Consider the following 12,879-nt stretch of genomic DNA (forward strand, 5'->3'; position numbering starts at 1 on the left):
GGACGACCCGAATTGCGACGTGGACGCGCTCCATCTCACGTACGGCCACTTCGCGACCGTGAACGCCGCCGTGAGCGACATCGACGGCATCTTCGCCGACGAGATTGCGGCGCGTGGGCGAGGCGCCGCGGGACGCGTAGTGCGCGTGCTCGACATCGGCACCGGCGGAGCGGACCTGCCACGGGCGCTGCTCGACAGGGCGGCCCGAGCGGGCATCGCCCTGGAGGTCGTCGCGATCGACCCCGACCCGCGTGCGATCGGGTGGGCGCGCACTCAGGCGCTGCCGCCGGGCCTCGACCTGCGGGAGGCGACCACGGCCGACCTTCTGGCGGCGGGGGAACGGTTCGACGTGGTGCTGTCGAACCACGTCGTGCACCACCTCGACGCCCGCGAGCTCGGGATGCTCTTCGCCGACTCGGAAGCGCTGCTCGCCCCCGGCGGCGTCGCCGTCCATCACGACCTTGCGCGCAGCAGGCTCGGCTACGTCGGCTACGACCTCGGCATGCGGGTTCTGTACCCCACCCTGTTCCGCGGATCGTTCCTGCACGTCGACGGGCTGATCAGCATCCGTCGATCGCACACGCCCCGCGAATTGCGCCACGCGCTTCCGCCCGGCTGGAGCGTCCGCCACTATCGGGTGCCCTGGCGGCTCCTCATTCGCCATGAGCGGCCCCATGAGTGAGCGCACCGTCGACGTCGCCATCGTGGGCGGCGGCGGCAACGGCATCCTGCTCGCGTGCCTGCTCGCCGACCGCGGCCTCACGGTGCGGGTGCTCGAGCGCCGTGACACGATCGCCGACCGCCCACGCGCGTTCGGCATCCATCCCGCCGCCCTCGACGCGCTCGACGCGGTTGGGGTCGGCGACGCCGTGCGCGCGGAGGCGCTCGCACTGACGGACGGCGCGTTCATCGGCATCGACGGTCGCCGGGCGGCGGTCACGTTCGACCCGCGCGACTTCCCCGGCCCCGTCGTGCTGGGCCAAAACCGCGTGGAGGAGCTGCTCGAGCAGCGCCTGCACGCCCTCGCCCCCGGTGCGCTGCAGCGCGGCGTCACGGTGACCGCCGTGACCGATCAGGGGTCTCACGTGACCCTCACCGCGACGACCGGCGCCGATACGTTCCCCGTGACGGCCACGACGGTGGTGCTCGTCGACGGCACCAACGGCGCGCTGAGCGAGCGCATCGCTGGACCCGCTCGACCCGTCGGGCCGAGACGCTGGTACGCCATGGCGGAAGGCGACGCCAGCCCCGACGATGCGCCCGGCTCCGTCGCGCTGATCGCGTCACCCGAGGGCATCGTTGAGTCCTTCCCGCTGCCGAGCGGCCGCCGGCGCTGGGTCGCCTGGCGCGGCACCGACGCTCCGCTCGACGCAGACAGCTTCGGGATGCTCGTCCACGATCGCACCGGACGCCCGGTCGGCCGCATCCACGCCCCCGTATCGGTGTTTGCCGCCCAGAGCAGGCGACGGCGCGCGCTCGTGCACGGGCGCGTCATCCTCGCAGGGGACGCAGCCATGACGGTGAGCCCCATCGGCGGGCAGGGGCTCACGATCGGCTGGGCGGCCGCGCGCGTCTTGGCCGACGAGTTGGCGTCCAGCCAGCGCGACGAGCCGCCGCGGCTGCGGCGTTACGAGCGCGCCGTCGACCGGATGGCGCGCAGGGCGCAGCGACGAGCATCCTTCTTCATGCGTCTCGGTGACCCGACCAGCAGTCGCGACCGTGCGCGAGCTCTCGCGGTGCGGGTGCTGGCGCTCAGCAGCATGCGACGTGCCGTGTATCGACTCGTGGTGGTGCGCCGGCCCTGACGGGCCCCGCATTGTCTGTCGTGCGGAGAATGCGCGGCAGGGGGTTGACGGCTCGGGGTCTGTCGTGCCATCGCGCGCGATCATCCACCCGCGCCCCGAGCGGGCCGAAAACTTTCGCTCCCGCGCACCCTCGTGTCTACCCCCGAACGGGGGTAGATTCTCGCCATGGGTAAGTTCATCTACGGAGTACCTCCGGCAACGGTCGACATCGACGACCGCGTGCTGGCGCACCTGCGCATGGTCATGGTGACCAAGCTCAGGCGCTCCGAGCCCTTCATGTTCGAGTTCGACCTGCCGCCCGCGGAAGGCAGCGGTCGACGGAGCTTCTGGGTACACCCCGCTGTGCCCATGCAGTTCCACTTTTACGGCAGCCGCGAGCCGCGTCTCAACCGAGCGTGGATCGAGGAACTCATTCGTGAGGCGAGCGGTCCGATGGGCCTGCGACTCGTGCCGGAGCCCGAGGACACGCGCTCCGATGCCCCCGCTACTCGCGGGCGAGGTCGCGAGTCGCTGGTCCCTCGATAACGCGGCCGTCCGCATCGAAGCGCGAACCGTGGAGCGGGCAATCCCACGACCCCTCGGCGGTGTTCCAGCGCAACACTCCGCCGAGGTGCGTGCACACCGTGCGCAGGGAGCAACCGGTGTCGGCGGCGGGTGCCACCGGCACCAATCCATCGCGTTCGACCGGAGGAGCGGAGTCCGCGGTCGGGGTCGGGCGCGCCCAGCCAGACATCATCTCCTTCGCGACTGCGGCGTTCGCCCCGGCGATCGCGGCCAGCGTGCGTACCGAACCGCGCCGCCCGTGGAACGTCTGCGCCCAGGGCATTGACGTTGTCGTCAGTTCGGCAGCGATGATGCGTGCGGCCAGCATCGCGCCGGTCATGCCCCACTTGGCGAAGCCGGTCGCGGCGAAGACACGGTCCGAGGTGCGGGGAACGAGCCCCGCGAACGGCACGTGATGCTCGGGCTGATAATCCTGCGCGGCCCACCAGGTCTGCATTTTCGCGCCCGGAAAGTGTGCGCCGGCCCAGTCGACCAGGTCGGTAAGGCGGTGCTGTGTGTCCTCGTCCCGACCCGTCGTGAAACTGTTGCCGCCGACCACGACCAGTCGCGCGCCGTCGGAGCCCCGCGCATCCCGTAGGGAGCGCTCGACCGGGTCAACCGACAGGCTCATCGGCATCTCCGGTGCGCCGCCCGGCACACGGAAGGCGCCCACATACTGCCGAGTCGGAACCAGGTGGGTGAAGAACAGTCCTCGGTCAAGGATCGGCAGCCCGGTCGCCAGAACCACACGGTCGGCGCGCAACTCACGATCGTCGAGGTGCAGCATCACGCCGTCACGCGCCGTCGTCACATCGCGGACGCGAGCCTTCTCGACCAGCACGGCGCCGGCTGCCTGGGCTCGTCGGGCCATGGCGTGCAGTGCGCCAAGAGGGTGAATCTGGTGCTGCCCGTCGAGTCGCAGCGCACCGCGCACCTCGACGGGCAGCTCGATGGAGCCGGGAGTGCACCACTCGGCCGTGATGCCCGCGACCGCGAGCGCGTCGGCCTCCTCCGTCAGTGCGTCGATGCCCTCGTCCGTCGTCGCGTAACTCACGGCGGGGCGCTCCTCGAGCGTGCCCTCGGCGGCACCGGACAGTTCGTCGAGAAGCCAGGCACGAGCATCCAGGGTGGCGGCGGCGTAGTCGCGCACCGCGTCGTCGCCATTGTGCCGACGGATCGCGCCGTAGACCGAGCCCTGCAGCGCGCTCACCTTTGCCGTCGTGTTTCCCGTAGTGCGGCTGCCGATGCGGTCCGCCTCGAGCAGTACGACATCGACACCCGCACGGGCGAGCAGGAGGGCGGTCGCAACGCCGGCCAGGCCACCGCCGACGACGGCCACTTCGGCGCGGTCGGGCAGGGGCTCGCGGGCCGCGACAAACGACGCCGATGTCGTCTGCCAGAGCGACACCGGTGGGCCGAGCGCCGTCACGGTTCGCGCACCAGGCTGAGGCCGCGGTCCGTCGACGCGGCGGCCACCATCGCCGCGACCCACGCCGGGTTCAGCGGGCGTGCAGCCTCCGGGCGGTCGATGTGAAAGTGCATCCACACGGCCGGGTGCATCCAAAACTCGCGGTAGCCCTTCCCTGCCGGCAGCTCGCGCCCGCGCAACGTCAGAAGGAACGCCTCACCGCGGCGAAACTTCGTGCCGATCGCCAGCTCGAGATGAGCGAGCGTGCGGTCGTCGATCGTGAACGCGCTCGAGTCTGAACCGCCGTAGACGAAGCGGCCCATCAGACGCCACCAGTAACGAGGGGAGGCTGCGGGGCGGAGAGGTCGTGAATGGGGGTGGAGGCCATGGGCGACCACCCTGGCAGGGGTCGCCGCCCAGAAGAAAGGGATTGACGACCGGGCAGAGGGGCGGGTAGAGGCGATTCCGCTCGATAGACTCGACCCTCGTGTCCAAGGTCTTGACGTCCCTTCCCGTCGGCGAACGCGTCGGCATCGCCTTCTCCGGAGGTCTCGACACCTCCGTCGCCGTCGCGTGGATGCGCGACAAGGGCGCCGTGCCCTGCACCTACACGGGCGACCTCGGCCAGTACGACGAGCCGGACATCGCCGCGGTGCCGGGCCGAGCATCCGAATACGGCGCCGAAATCAGCCGCCTCGTGGATGCAAAGGCCGCGCTCGTCGAGGAGGGCCTCGTGGCGCTGCAGTGCGGGGCGTTCCACATTCGCTCGGGCGGCAAGGCCTACTTCAACACGACGCCGCTCGGCCGCGCCGTCACCGGCACCATGCTCGTGCAGGCGATGAAGGAGGACGGCGTCGAGATCTGGGGTGACGGCTCGACCTACAAGGGCAACGACATCGAGCGGTTCTACCGCTACGGCCTGCTCGCCAACCCCCGCCTGCGCATCTACAAGCCGTGGCTCGATGAGGCCTTCGTCACCGAGCTCGGCGGGCGAAAAGAGATGAGCGAGTGGCTCGTCGCGCACGGCTTCCCGTACCGCGACTCGGCTGAGAAGGCCTACTCGACCGACGCGAACATCTGGGGCGCCACGCACGAGGCGAAGACGCTCGAGCACCTCGATGTCTCGCTCGAGACCGTCGAGCCGATCATGGGCGTGCGCTTCTGGGACGAGAACGTCGACATCGCGACCGAGGATGTGCGCATCGCCTTCGACGCCGGACGCCCCGTGGCGATCAACGGCGTCGAGTACGGTGATGCGGTCGCCCTGGTGCGCGAGGCGAACGCGATCGGCGGCCGCCACGGCCTCGGCATGAGCGACCAGATCGAGAACCGCATAATCGAGGCCAAGAGCCGCGGCATCTACGAGGCCCCCGGCATGGCGCTGCTGCACATCGCGTACGAGCGGCTGCTCAACGGCATCCACAACGAAGACACCATCGCGAACTACCACGCCGAGGGGCGGCGCCTTGGCCGACTCATGTACGAGGGGCGCTGGCTCGACCCGCAGTCGCTGATGTTGCGCGAGTCGATTCAGCGCTGGGTCGGCTCGGCTGTGACCGGCGAGGTCACCCTGCGTCTGCGCCGCGGCGACGACTACACGATCCTCGACACGACCGGCCCGACCCTGTCGTACGCCGCCGAGAAGCTCTCGATGGAACGCGTCGGCGACGCCGCCTTCGGCCCCACCGACCGCATCGGCCAGCTCACCATGCGCAACCTCGACATCGCCGACTCGCGCGCCCGACTGGAGCAGTACGCCGGCCAGGGACTCATCGGTGGCCCCACCGCCGAGCTCGTCGGACGCATGACCGCCGGCGAGGCGGAGGCCATCACCGCCGGTACCGGAGACGAACCCGACCTCGACGCGCTGGACGCGGTCGGCGAGGGTGCGGCGTTCGACTCCGGCACCGACTGAGGCAGAGCCAGCGGATGCGGGGCGGGCGACGGTGAGCGCGGCCTCGGCCGAGCGCGATGCAGTGCCCGTGTACCGGGCGCCCATGCGGTCACGCTCGGCGAGCATCCCCGATGACGGCGCTGCGGTGAGGCGCGCGCTCACAATCGGCGTCGTCGGAATCGGCGACCGCATCGACAACGGCGACGCCGGCCAGCGAGAACGCCTCGCGCGGCGGGTCGACCGCTTCGCCTCCGCGCCCGACGGCGCGTTCGTCATCACGCTGGATGCTCGTGGCGACGTCTATCTCGGACGCCTCGCGGGCCCGTACGCGCGCGACGATTCGGCCGAGGCGCACGCTGTCGATCTTGTGCATGTGCGGCCGTGCGATTGGCGGTCGACACCGCTGGGCGATGACGAGCGGCCCGCCGCCGTCGTGCAGACCCTGCAGCGCGGTGGTCGAAACTGGCAGCGGGTGCGCGACGACGACGCAGGCGCGCACCTCTCGACCGTGTGGGCCGCGAGCGGGCGTCGCTAGTCGACCTGCTCTTGCTGCGTTTCGATGAACTCGCGTTCGTCGTCACTGACCGCATCATCGGCATCGCGCGTGTTGCCGGTGATCGACTCGATCTCGGCACGCACCGACTCGGGGAGGTGCGGGTTGCGCTCCTCGGCGAGCGCGTCGTTCAGCGCGTGGCGCGCGCCGATCGACAGCTCAGGCCACCACGTTTCAATCGCAGGGCCGCTCACGTGAGTTGCCCCTCGCGCATCTCGCGCTCGATCTCGAACGTGTGCAGGGCCGCCTGGGCTTCGCCGATGGATTCGAAGCGCCCGAGCATCCTGCCGTTCGCCGCGATCAGTCGGTAGCGCAGTATTCCGTCGGTCTCGATCGTCGCGACGACCTCGGTGCCATTGCGGCCGACGAGGGCGAGGTGGGGGACTCCCGGTACGACGCTCCAGGTGATGGTCGTCATGTCACGCCTCCTTGTCACTGCGAGCGGGATCGCCGAGCAGTGAACCGCACCGTACACCCCGGTGATGCGGGGTCGGAGGGGATTGACGCGCGAGGCGCGGCGCGCTAGCGCGCCCGCTAGCCGTCGCGGCGCTTCTGGCGGGGCTTGCGGGCCGGGCGGTCGTCACCGTCGCGGGAGAAGCTGCCGCGCGCGTCGCTGGCGCGCGAGTCGCCAGCGCGACCTGCGCGGTCATCGCGGTCGCGGAACCCGCCGCGGTCCTTCTTGCGCGGGCCGCGGTCGCTCTTCAACTCGATGAGGCGCCCGCTGATGCGGGTGTCGGCGAGCTTCTTGAGCGTGGCGGTCGACATCTCAGCGGGCAGTTCGACGATCGAGAAGTCGAGCTTGATGTCGATCGCGCCGAAGTCGTCGCGCGAGAGACCACCCTCGTTGGCGAGTGCGCCCACGATCTGGCGCGGCTCAACGCGGTGACGGCGGCCAACCTCGATGCGGTACGGCGCGAGCGGCGGACCGTTACGGCGTTCGCGACGCGGCGGGCGCTCTGAGTCGCCGCGAGCATCCCGGCCGCCATCTCGGCCGCCGGCATCCCGCGAGCGATCGTCGCGCGGCATCTTCGGCGGGCGGATGTCGTCCTCCGTGAGCAGCAGGGGAGTACCGCCCTGCGCGACGACCGCGAGCGCGGCGGCGACGTCGGCCTCGGGCACGTCGTGGTGCTCGACATAGTGGTCGATGATGCCGCGGAAGGTGTCAATGAGCTCGGTTTTGTTGAGTGCCTCGCTGATGGCGTCGTCGAAACGGGTGAGTCGCGTGGCGTTGACGTCATCGATCGTCGGCAGGTGCATCTGTGTGAGCGGCTGGCGGGTGGCGCGTTCGATCGCGTCGAGGAGGCGGCGCTCGCGCGGAGTGACGAAGCTGATTGCGTCGCCCGTACGGCCGGCGCGGCCCGTGCGGCCGATGCGGTGCACGTAGCTCTCGGTGTCGACGGGGATGTCGAAGTTGACGACGTGGCTGATGCGCTCGACGTCGAGTCCGCGGGCGGCGACGTCGGTAGCGACGAGGATGTCGAGCTTCGCGTTCTTCAGCTGCTCGACCGTGCGTTCGCGCTGCACCTGCGGCACGTCGCCGTTGATCGCCTGGGCGGAGTATCCGCGGGCGCGCAGCTTCTCGGCCAGCGTCTCGGTTTCGTTCTTGGTGCGAACGAACACGATCATGCCGTCGAAGTTCTCGACCTCGAGGATGCGCGTGAGGGCGTCGACCTTCTGCTGGTACGACACGACGAGGTAGCGCTGCGTGATCGTCGACGAGGTGGTCGTCTTGGTCTTGACGCTGATTTCCTCGGGATCATTGAGGTGCTGCTGCGCGATCCGGCGAATAGAGGCGGGCATGGTCGCCGAGAACAGGGCGACCTGCTTGTCGTCGGGCGTGTCGGCGAGGATCGTCTCGACGTCCTCGGCGAATCCCATCTTCAGCATCTCGTCCGCCTCGTCGAGCACGAGGTATTTCAGCTCAGACAGGTCGAGGGTGCCCTTGTCGAGGTGGTCCATGATGCGGCCGGGCGTGCCGACGATGACGTGCACGCCGCGGCGCAGCGCCGACAGCTGCACGCCGTAGCCCTGCCCGCCGTAGACGGGCAGAACGCTCACGCCGGGAAGGTGTGCGGCGTAGCGCTCGAACGCCTCACAGACCTGCAGAGCGAGCTCGCGGGTGGGGGCGAGCACGAGCGCCTGCGGTGTGCGCTGCGACACGTCGAGGCGCGACAGGATCGGCAACGCGAACGCGGCCGTCTTGCCGGTGCCGGTTTGGGCGAGCCCGACGACGTCACGCCCACCGAGCAGCGTCGGAATCGTCGCCGCCTGGATGGCGGAGGGGGTTTCGTAGCCGACGTCGGTCAGTGCGCGCATGACGGCGTCGCTCAGGCCGAGTTCGGAGAACTTCGGGAGGGTGTCGGCGTTATCGGCCTCGGTCGTATCGGGCGTCTCTGGAGGCGTCATACCCCTAACGGTACGCGGGAACGGTCGCGACACCGAACCCCGTCGAAAACGAGCGGGGTCAACGACCCACCGTCAAGCCCCGTGACGGTGCCGGCGGCTCTTCATATCGTCGGCGGGTGATTTCTGCCGACTCTGTTCCCGCTCCCACTTCCGCGTCACGAATCGCTGACCAGATCGGGCGTTTCGCGCGCGACCACTCGCTCGTCATTGCCTGCGCTGAGTCGCTCACGAGCGGCGCAATCGCATCGACGTTGGGCGCGGCTCCCCACGCGAGCGATTGGTTCGCAGGGGGTGTGGTGGCGTACCGCCCCGAGTCAAAATTTCGAGCTCTGGGGGTCGGTGTTGGTCCCGTGGTCACAGAAACCTGCGCCCGCCAAATGGCGTGGGGCGTGCGGCGGCTCCTCGGTGCTGATGCGGCAGTCGCCGTGACCGGCGTTGGCGGTCCCGGTGGAGCGGAGGGCCTACCGGCGGGCACGGTTGTCATCGGTGTGCACGCGCGAGGCATCGGAACGGCGCAGACGCACGTGTTCACCGGCACACCGTCGGAGATTGTCGACCAGGCTGTCGAACGAGCACTTGTGGCTCTCATGGCGCGCCTCCGCGCACACTGAGGCCGCCTGCGGCTCGTACTCTTGAGTAACAGCTCGTTCCGGCTGCATCCGCAATAGCGGCGAGACCCGTCAGGTGCGCCCCGCCACCGAGGGCTGGCAGCAGAAGCTCGACGCCGCGGGCCGCCCCCTGCTGCAGTTCGCCTCCCCGAAGCGGGGCAAGCCGCCGGTTCACTGGGCGAATCTCGAGACGGATCGACCTCGGTCGTATAGGGCGTCTCAGGTGACGTCATTCCCCTGACGGTACGCGCCTTGCCCGGTTGGCGTCACCGCATAGCCGTCACGGTCTCCGCGCGGCTTGCTGGCCGATGGGCGCAAAGGGTTCCAGAGAAAAGATGAACTCAACCGGGACATCGAAGTAGTCGGCGATACGCAGCGCGAGGTGCAGGCTTGGGCTGTACTCACCCCGTTCCAGGTACCCCACCGTTTGGTAGTGCACCCCGAGTTGTTCGGAAAACTGTCGTCGGCTGATGCCGCGCTCGACGCGAAGCATGGCGATCCGGTTGTGCACCTGCTCGGTGCGCTCGGTCGCCGTCTTCTCAGACACGCTGCATCGCCTTCTCGCGTCGCGTTGCCAGCGACTCTCTGCGTGCCACTCGTTGCAGGAGAATCGGGGCAAGCACGAGGCCGATGGCAGCCCAGAGCCCGAGCATCCCGATCGATTCCAGCGTGCGCCAACTCTCACCGAGCTCGACCACCGCGAAATCCGCGGGGAGGAGGGCGCTGCGCAGTCCGAGCCCAAGCCAGTACAGGGGGAGGACTTGACCGGCGATCTGCACCCACGTCGGCAACTCACTCAGGGGGAGGAAGACGCCCGAGGCGGCGACGATCGCCCCCGTCACGAGGAAGCCCCACCCACCCACCGACCGCGGGTTATTGAACAGGGACCCGACGACGAATCCGAGGGGCAGACACGCGAGGACGCCGAGCAGGAGAAAGCCTACGGCTATCGACGCGCCTCCGATTCCGCGAGCCCAGAGGTCGGGAACGAGGATGCTGGCCAGGATCGTGAACATCCCGAATGTGAACGCCAACTCGAGCAAGGTGCGGACGGTTTGCCCCCACGCGTATGTGAATGTCCCTGCGGGCTGCATCGCGAGCCGCAAGAGGGTGCCGTCTTCACGCTCGGTTGACACGAGAGTTGCGAGTCCGTAGGCGCCGACAAACAGGGTCATGAGGGCGAGCACGCTGGGAAAGATGACGGCAGCCGTGGAGATGCCGAGCTCGGGGATCACGTCGTCGCGGAAAAACCACACGGCGGCCGAGAAGCCTGCCGCGCCGATGACGTAGTAGATGACGTCCGTAGGCGTCTGGAGGCTGTTGCGAAACTCCACCCACCCGCGCATCGCTCCCGCGCGAACCGCGCCGCTCGTGATTGTCATGCTCGCTCTCCGTTCGTCTCGGCGTCGGCCGCCTCGTGCTGGGCAACCATGGCCAGGTAGGTGTCCTCCAGGGTGGTTCGGCGAACCTCGAGGTCGTCGACGTCGGGGTCGCGGGCGAGTAGGTCTCGCACAAACCTCGTAGCCGATTCGGTCGAGTGCACGAAACGCTCACCTCGGGCGGTCCACCGCACTTCCGTGGTGCCCGCGACTTCTCGGGCAAGGGCGTCGGCGCTGCCGTTCGCGGCGATGCGACCGTTATGCAGAATGAGGATGCGGTCGGCGAGGCGCTCCGCCTCGGCGAGGTCGTGAGTGGTGAGCAGGATGGTGGTCGCGCGGGCGTCCACCAACTCGTGCATGAGTTCGTGGAATTCCCGTCGCGCGTGTGGATCGAAACCCGCCGTGGGTTCGTCGAGGAAGAGTAGTTCCGGGTTGCCCATCAGCCCCACCGCCACGTCGAGTCGGCGACGCTGCCCGCCGGAAAGCGACATGATGCGAGCCCGCGCCTTGTCGGTGAGACCGACCCGTTCCAGCAGGTCGTCAACCGCCCAGCTGTCATGTTTGCGAAATGGGGAATGCAGGACGAAGAAGTGGTGCAGGAACTCGCGCACGCGCCACCGCCCGTGATCTCGCCACGACTGCAGGACAACTCCGACTCGGGCTCGGTGCTCAACACCGGCGCGAACGGGGTCGGTTCCGAGCACCTCTACTGTTCCCGCGGTGGGCGAGCGGACGCCCTCCAGTATCTCAATCGTCGTGGTCTTTCCTGCGCCGTTGGCGCCCAGGAGCGCGATGACCTCGCCCCGATGAATGTCGAGATCGATGCTGTCGAGTACGCGTTTTGCGCCGTAGCTCATGGCCACACCGCGGGCGCGGACGACGATGTCTCGTGTCATGGCTGACTCCTGACGTGTTGTTATCGTGAGACGTAATGTAGCAGGAATACTACATACTGTCATCACTGACTACGGTCGTGTGCGGACCCCTGCTCGCTGCCTCACTGACGCCCCGTACCCTGGAGGCATGGCTTCTTCGGGCGGCATCCGCAACAACGGCGAGACCCGTCAGGTACGCCCGCAGGCGGAGGGCTGGCAGCAGAAGCTCGACTCCGACGGTCGACCGCTGCTGCAATTCGCCTCCCCGAAGCGGGGTAAGCCGCCCGTGCACTGGGCGGATCTCGACCAGGATGCGCGCATCCAAGCGGTCACGGATCGCGGCCTTCCCGCCTTCCGCGCGAAGCAGCTGTCGACCCACTACTTCACGCACTACTCGGTCGACGCGGCGACGATGACGGACCTCCCGGCCGCGGGCCGCGACGAGCTCGTCGGCGAGCTGATGCCGCCGCTGCTCACCGAGGTGCGCAGGCTCGCGACCGACAACGGCGACACCATCAAGTTCCTGTGGAAGCTGCACGACGGGGCGCTGGTCGAGTCGGTGCTCATGCGCTACCCCGGTCGCATCACTCTCTGTGTGTCGAGCCAGGCCGGCTGCGGCATGAATTGCCCGTTCTGCGCGACCGGCCAGGCGGGGCTGACCCGCAACATGTCGGCGGCCGAGATCGTCGACCAGGTGGTCGCCGCGAACCGCGCGCTCGCCCGCGGCGAGCTGGGCGGCCGCAAGAAAGGCGACGAGACACCCGACCGCGTCAGCAACATCGTCTTCATGGGCATGGGCGAGCCGCTCGCGAACTACGCCCGCCTGATGGGGTCAATACGCACGATGGTCGCGCCGCAGCCGCACGGGCTCGGCATGAGCGCGCGCAACATCACCGTGTCGACGGTGGGGCTGGTTCCGGCGATTCGCAAGCTCGCCGACGAGCAGATTCCCGTCACCTTCGCCCTCAGCCTGCACGCCCCCGACGACCAGCTGCGCGACGAGCTGATTCCGGTCAACTCGCGCTGGAAGGTCGACGAGGCCCTGGATGCGGCTCGCGAGTACTTCGACAAGACCGGCCGCCGAGTCTCGATCGAGTACGCGCTCATCAAGGACATGAACGACCACGCCTGGCGTGCCGACCTCCTCGCCCAGAAGCTGCTCGAGCGCGGCCGCGGCTGGGTGCATGTCAACCCGATCCCGCTGAACCCGACCCCCGGCTCCATCTGGACCGCGTCGGAGACGGCCGTGCAGAACGAGTTCGTGCGCCGACTCAACGACGCCGGCATTCCGACGACGCTGCGCGACACGCGCGGTAAGGAAATCGACGGTGCCTGCGGCCAGCTCGCCGCCGCCGACGCGTAAGCGACGGACCGCGCCCGGTAGCATCGGGGTACCACCACCGCCACC

At 68.9% G+C, this 12,879-nt stretch carries 15 protein-coding genes and 1 pseudogene; 8 read left to right on the forward strand and 8 right to left on the reverse strand.

Annotated features, from left to right (window positions below):
* The first annotated feature begins 19 nt into the window (after positions 1 to 19).
* From CPY97_RS06055 to CPY97_RS06065, 3 genes are all read left to right on the forward strand, one after another.
* A complete protein-coding gene (locus CPY97_RS06055) occupies positions 20 to 682 on the forward strand; it encodes a methyltransferase domain-containing protein (RefSeq protein WP_231924061.1) in 663 nt (220 codons plus the stop codon).
* The gene (locus CPY97_RS06060) at positions 675 to 1,805 is read left to right on the forward strand and encodes an FAD-dependent oxidoreductase (RefSeq protein ID WP_161494088.1); all 1,131 of its coding nucleotides are present in this window, start codon (positions 675 to 677) and stop codon (positions 1,803 to 1,805) included. The genes CPY97_RS06055 and CPY97_RS06060 overlap by 8 nt, the downstream gene beginning before the upstream one ends.
* 165 nt (positions 1,806 to 1,970) lie before the next feature.
* The gene (locus tag CPY97_RS06065; RefSeq protein WP_096421224.1) at positions 1,971 to 2,330 is read left to right on the forward strand and encodes an ATP-dependent DNA ligase; all 360 of its coding nucleotides are present in this window, start codon (positions 1,971 to 1,973) and stop codon (positions 2,328 to 2,330) included.
* Here the strand turns inward: CPY97_RS06065 and CPY97_RS06070 are convergent.
* Together CPY97_RS06070 and CPY97_RS13585 are read right to left on the reverse strand one after the other, a co-directional pair.
* Entirely contained in the window at positions 2,290 to 3,777 is a 1,488-nt protein-coding gene (locus CPY97_RS06070) for an FAD-dependent oxidoreductase (protein ID WP_161494089.1), read from the reverse strand. The genes CPY97_RS06065 and CPY97_RS06070 overlap by 41 nt on opposite strands.
* Complete coding sequence (locus tag CPY97_RS13585) at positions 3,774 to 4,079, reverse strand: ATP-dependent DNA ligase (RefSeq protein WP_161494090.1); 306 nt, start codon at positions 4,077 to 4,079, stop codon at positions 3,774 to 3,776. Before CPY97_RS13585 ends, CPY97_RS06070 begins: the two co-directional genes overlap by 4 nt.
* Positions 4,080 to 4,243: 164 nt before the next feature.
* Between CPY97_RS13585 and argG the strand changes: the two genes are divergently transcribed.
* Both argG and CPY97_RS06080 read left to right on the forward strand, forming a co-directional pair.
* A complete protein-coding gene (gene argG / locus CPY97_RS06075; protein ID WP_096421226.1) occupies positions 4,244 to 5,671 on the forward strand; it encodes an argininosuccinate synthase in 1,428 nt (475 codons plus the stop codon).
* Between the two features lie 31 nt (positions 5,672 to 5,702).
* On the forward strand, positions 5,703 to 6,185 hold the full coding sequence (locus CPY97_RS06080) for a GAF domain-containing protein (protein WP_231924062.1): 483 nt from the start codon (positions 5,703 to 5,705) through the stop codon (positions 6,183 to 6,185).
* On the opposite strand, the gene CPY97_RS06085 is transcribed toward CPY97_RS06080, so the two are convergent.
* From CPY97_RS06085 to CPY97_RS06095, 3 genes are all read right to left on the reverse strand, one after another.
* On the reverse strand, positions 6,182 to 6,397 hold the full coding sequence (locus CPY97_RS06085) for a hypothetical protein (protein ID WP_096421227.1): 216 nt from the start codon (positions 6,395 to 6,397) through the stop codon (positions 6,182 to 6,184). The two genes, CPY97_RS06080 and CPY97_RS06085, sit on opposite strands and share 4 nt — an antisense overlap.
* Positions 6,394 to 6,621 (reverse strand): hypothetical protein, encoded by a 228-nt coding sequence (locus tag CPY97_RS06090; protein ID WP_096421228.1) that lies wholly within the window; start codon positions 6,619 to 6,621, stop codon positions 6,394 to 6,396. The genes CPY97_RS06085 and CPY97_RS06090 overlap by 4 nt, the downstream gene beginning before the upstream one ends.
* 116 nt (positions 6,622 to 6,737) lie before the next feature.
* Positions 6,738 to 8,609: a DEAD/DEAH box helicase gene (locus CPY97_RS06095; RefSeq protein WP_096421229.1), complete on the reverse strand. Its 1,872-nt coding sequence runs from the start codon at positions 8,607 to 8,609 to the stop codon at positions 6,738 to 6,740.
* Positions 8,610 to 8,725: 116 nt separating this feature from the next.
* On the opposite strand from CPY97_RS06095, the gene CPY97_RS06100 reads away from it, so the two are divergent.
* Together CPY97_RS06100 and CPY97_RS13695 are read left to right on the forward strand one after the other, a co-directional pair.
* Positions 8,726 to 9,220 carry a CinA family protein gene (locus CPY97_RS06100; protein ID WP_231924063.1) on the forward strand — a complete coding sequence of 165 codons (495 nt, stop codon included), beginning with the start codon at positions 8,726 to 8,728 and terminating at the stop codon, positions 9,218 to 9,220.
* A gap of 46 nt (positions 9,221 to 9,266) precedes the next feature.
* A pseudogene (locus tag CPY97_RS13695) lies at positions 9,267 to 9,404 on the forward strand (23S rRNA (adenine(2503)-C(2))-methyltransferase RlmN); the annotation flags it as partial.
* A gap of 93 nt (positions 9,405 to 9,497) precedes the next feature.
* Here CPY97_RS13695 and CPY97_RS06110 read toward each other — a convergent pair.
* The 3 genes from CPY97_RS06110 to CPY97_RS06120 are packed head-to-tail and all read right to left on the reverse strand — an operon-like array spanning position 9,498 to position 11,492.
* Positions 9,498 to 9,764 (reverse strand): helix-turn-helix transcriptional regulator, encoded by a 267-nt coding sequence (locus tag CPY97_RS06110; RefSeq protein WP_231924064.1) that lies wholly within the window; start codon positions 9,762 to 9,764, stop codon positions 9,498 to 9,500.
* Positions 9,757 to 10,599: an ABC transporter permease gene (locus CPY97_RS06115; protein WP_197702262.1), complete on the reverse strand. Its 843-nt coding sequence runs from the start codon at positions 10,597 to 10,599 to the stop codon at positions 9,757 to 9,759. The genes CPY97_RS06110 and CPY97_RS06115 overlap by 8 nt, the downstream gene beginning before the upstream one ends.
* Positions 10,596 to 11,492: an ABC transporter ATP-binding protein gene (locus CPY97_RS06120; RefSeq protein WP_096421230.1), complete on the reverse strand. Its 897-nt coding sequence runs from the start codon at positions 11,490 to 11,492 to the stop codon at positions 10,596 to 10,598. Before CPY97_RS06120 ends, CPY97_RS06115 begins: the two co-directional genes overlap by 4 nt.
* Before the next feature lie 127 nt (positions 11,493 to 11,619).
* Between CPY97_RS06120 and rlmN the strand changes: the two genes are divergently transcribed.
* Positions 11,620 to 12,834, forward strand: a complete 1,215-nt coding sequence (gene rlmN / locus CPY97_RS06125; protein WP_096421231.1) for a 23S rRNA (adenine(2503)-C(2))-methyltransferase RlmN — start codon at positions 11,620 to 11,622, stop codon at positions 12,832 to 12,834.
* Positions 12,835 to 12,879: the final 45 nt, after the last annotated feature.

Origin of the sequence: Microcella alkaliphila, from assembly GCF_002355395.1 — a bacterium.
GTDB lineage: Bacteria > Actinomycetota > Actinomycetes > Actinomycetales > Microbacteriaceae > Microcella > Microcella alkaliphila_A.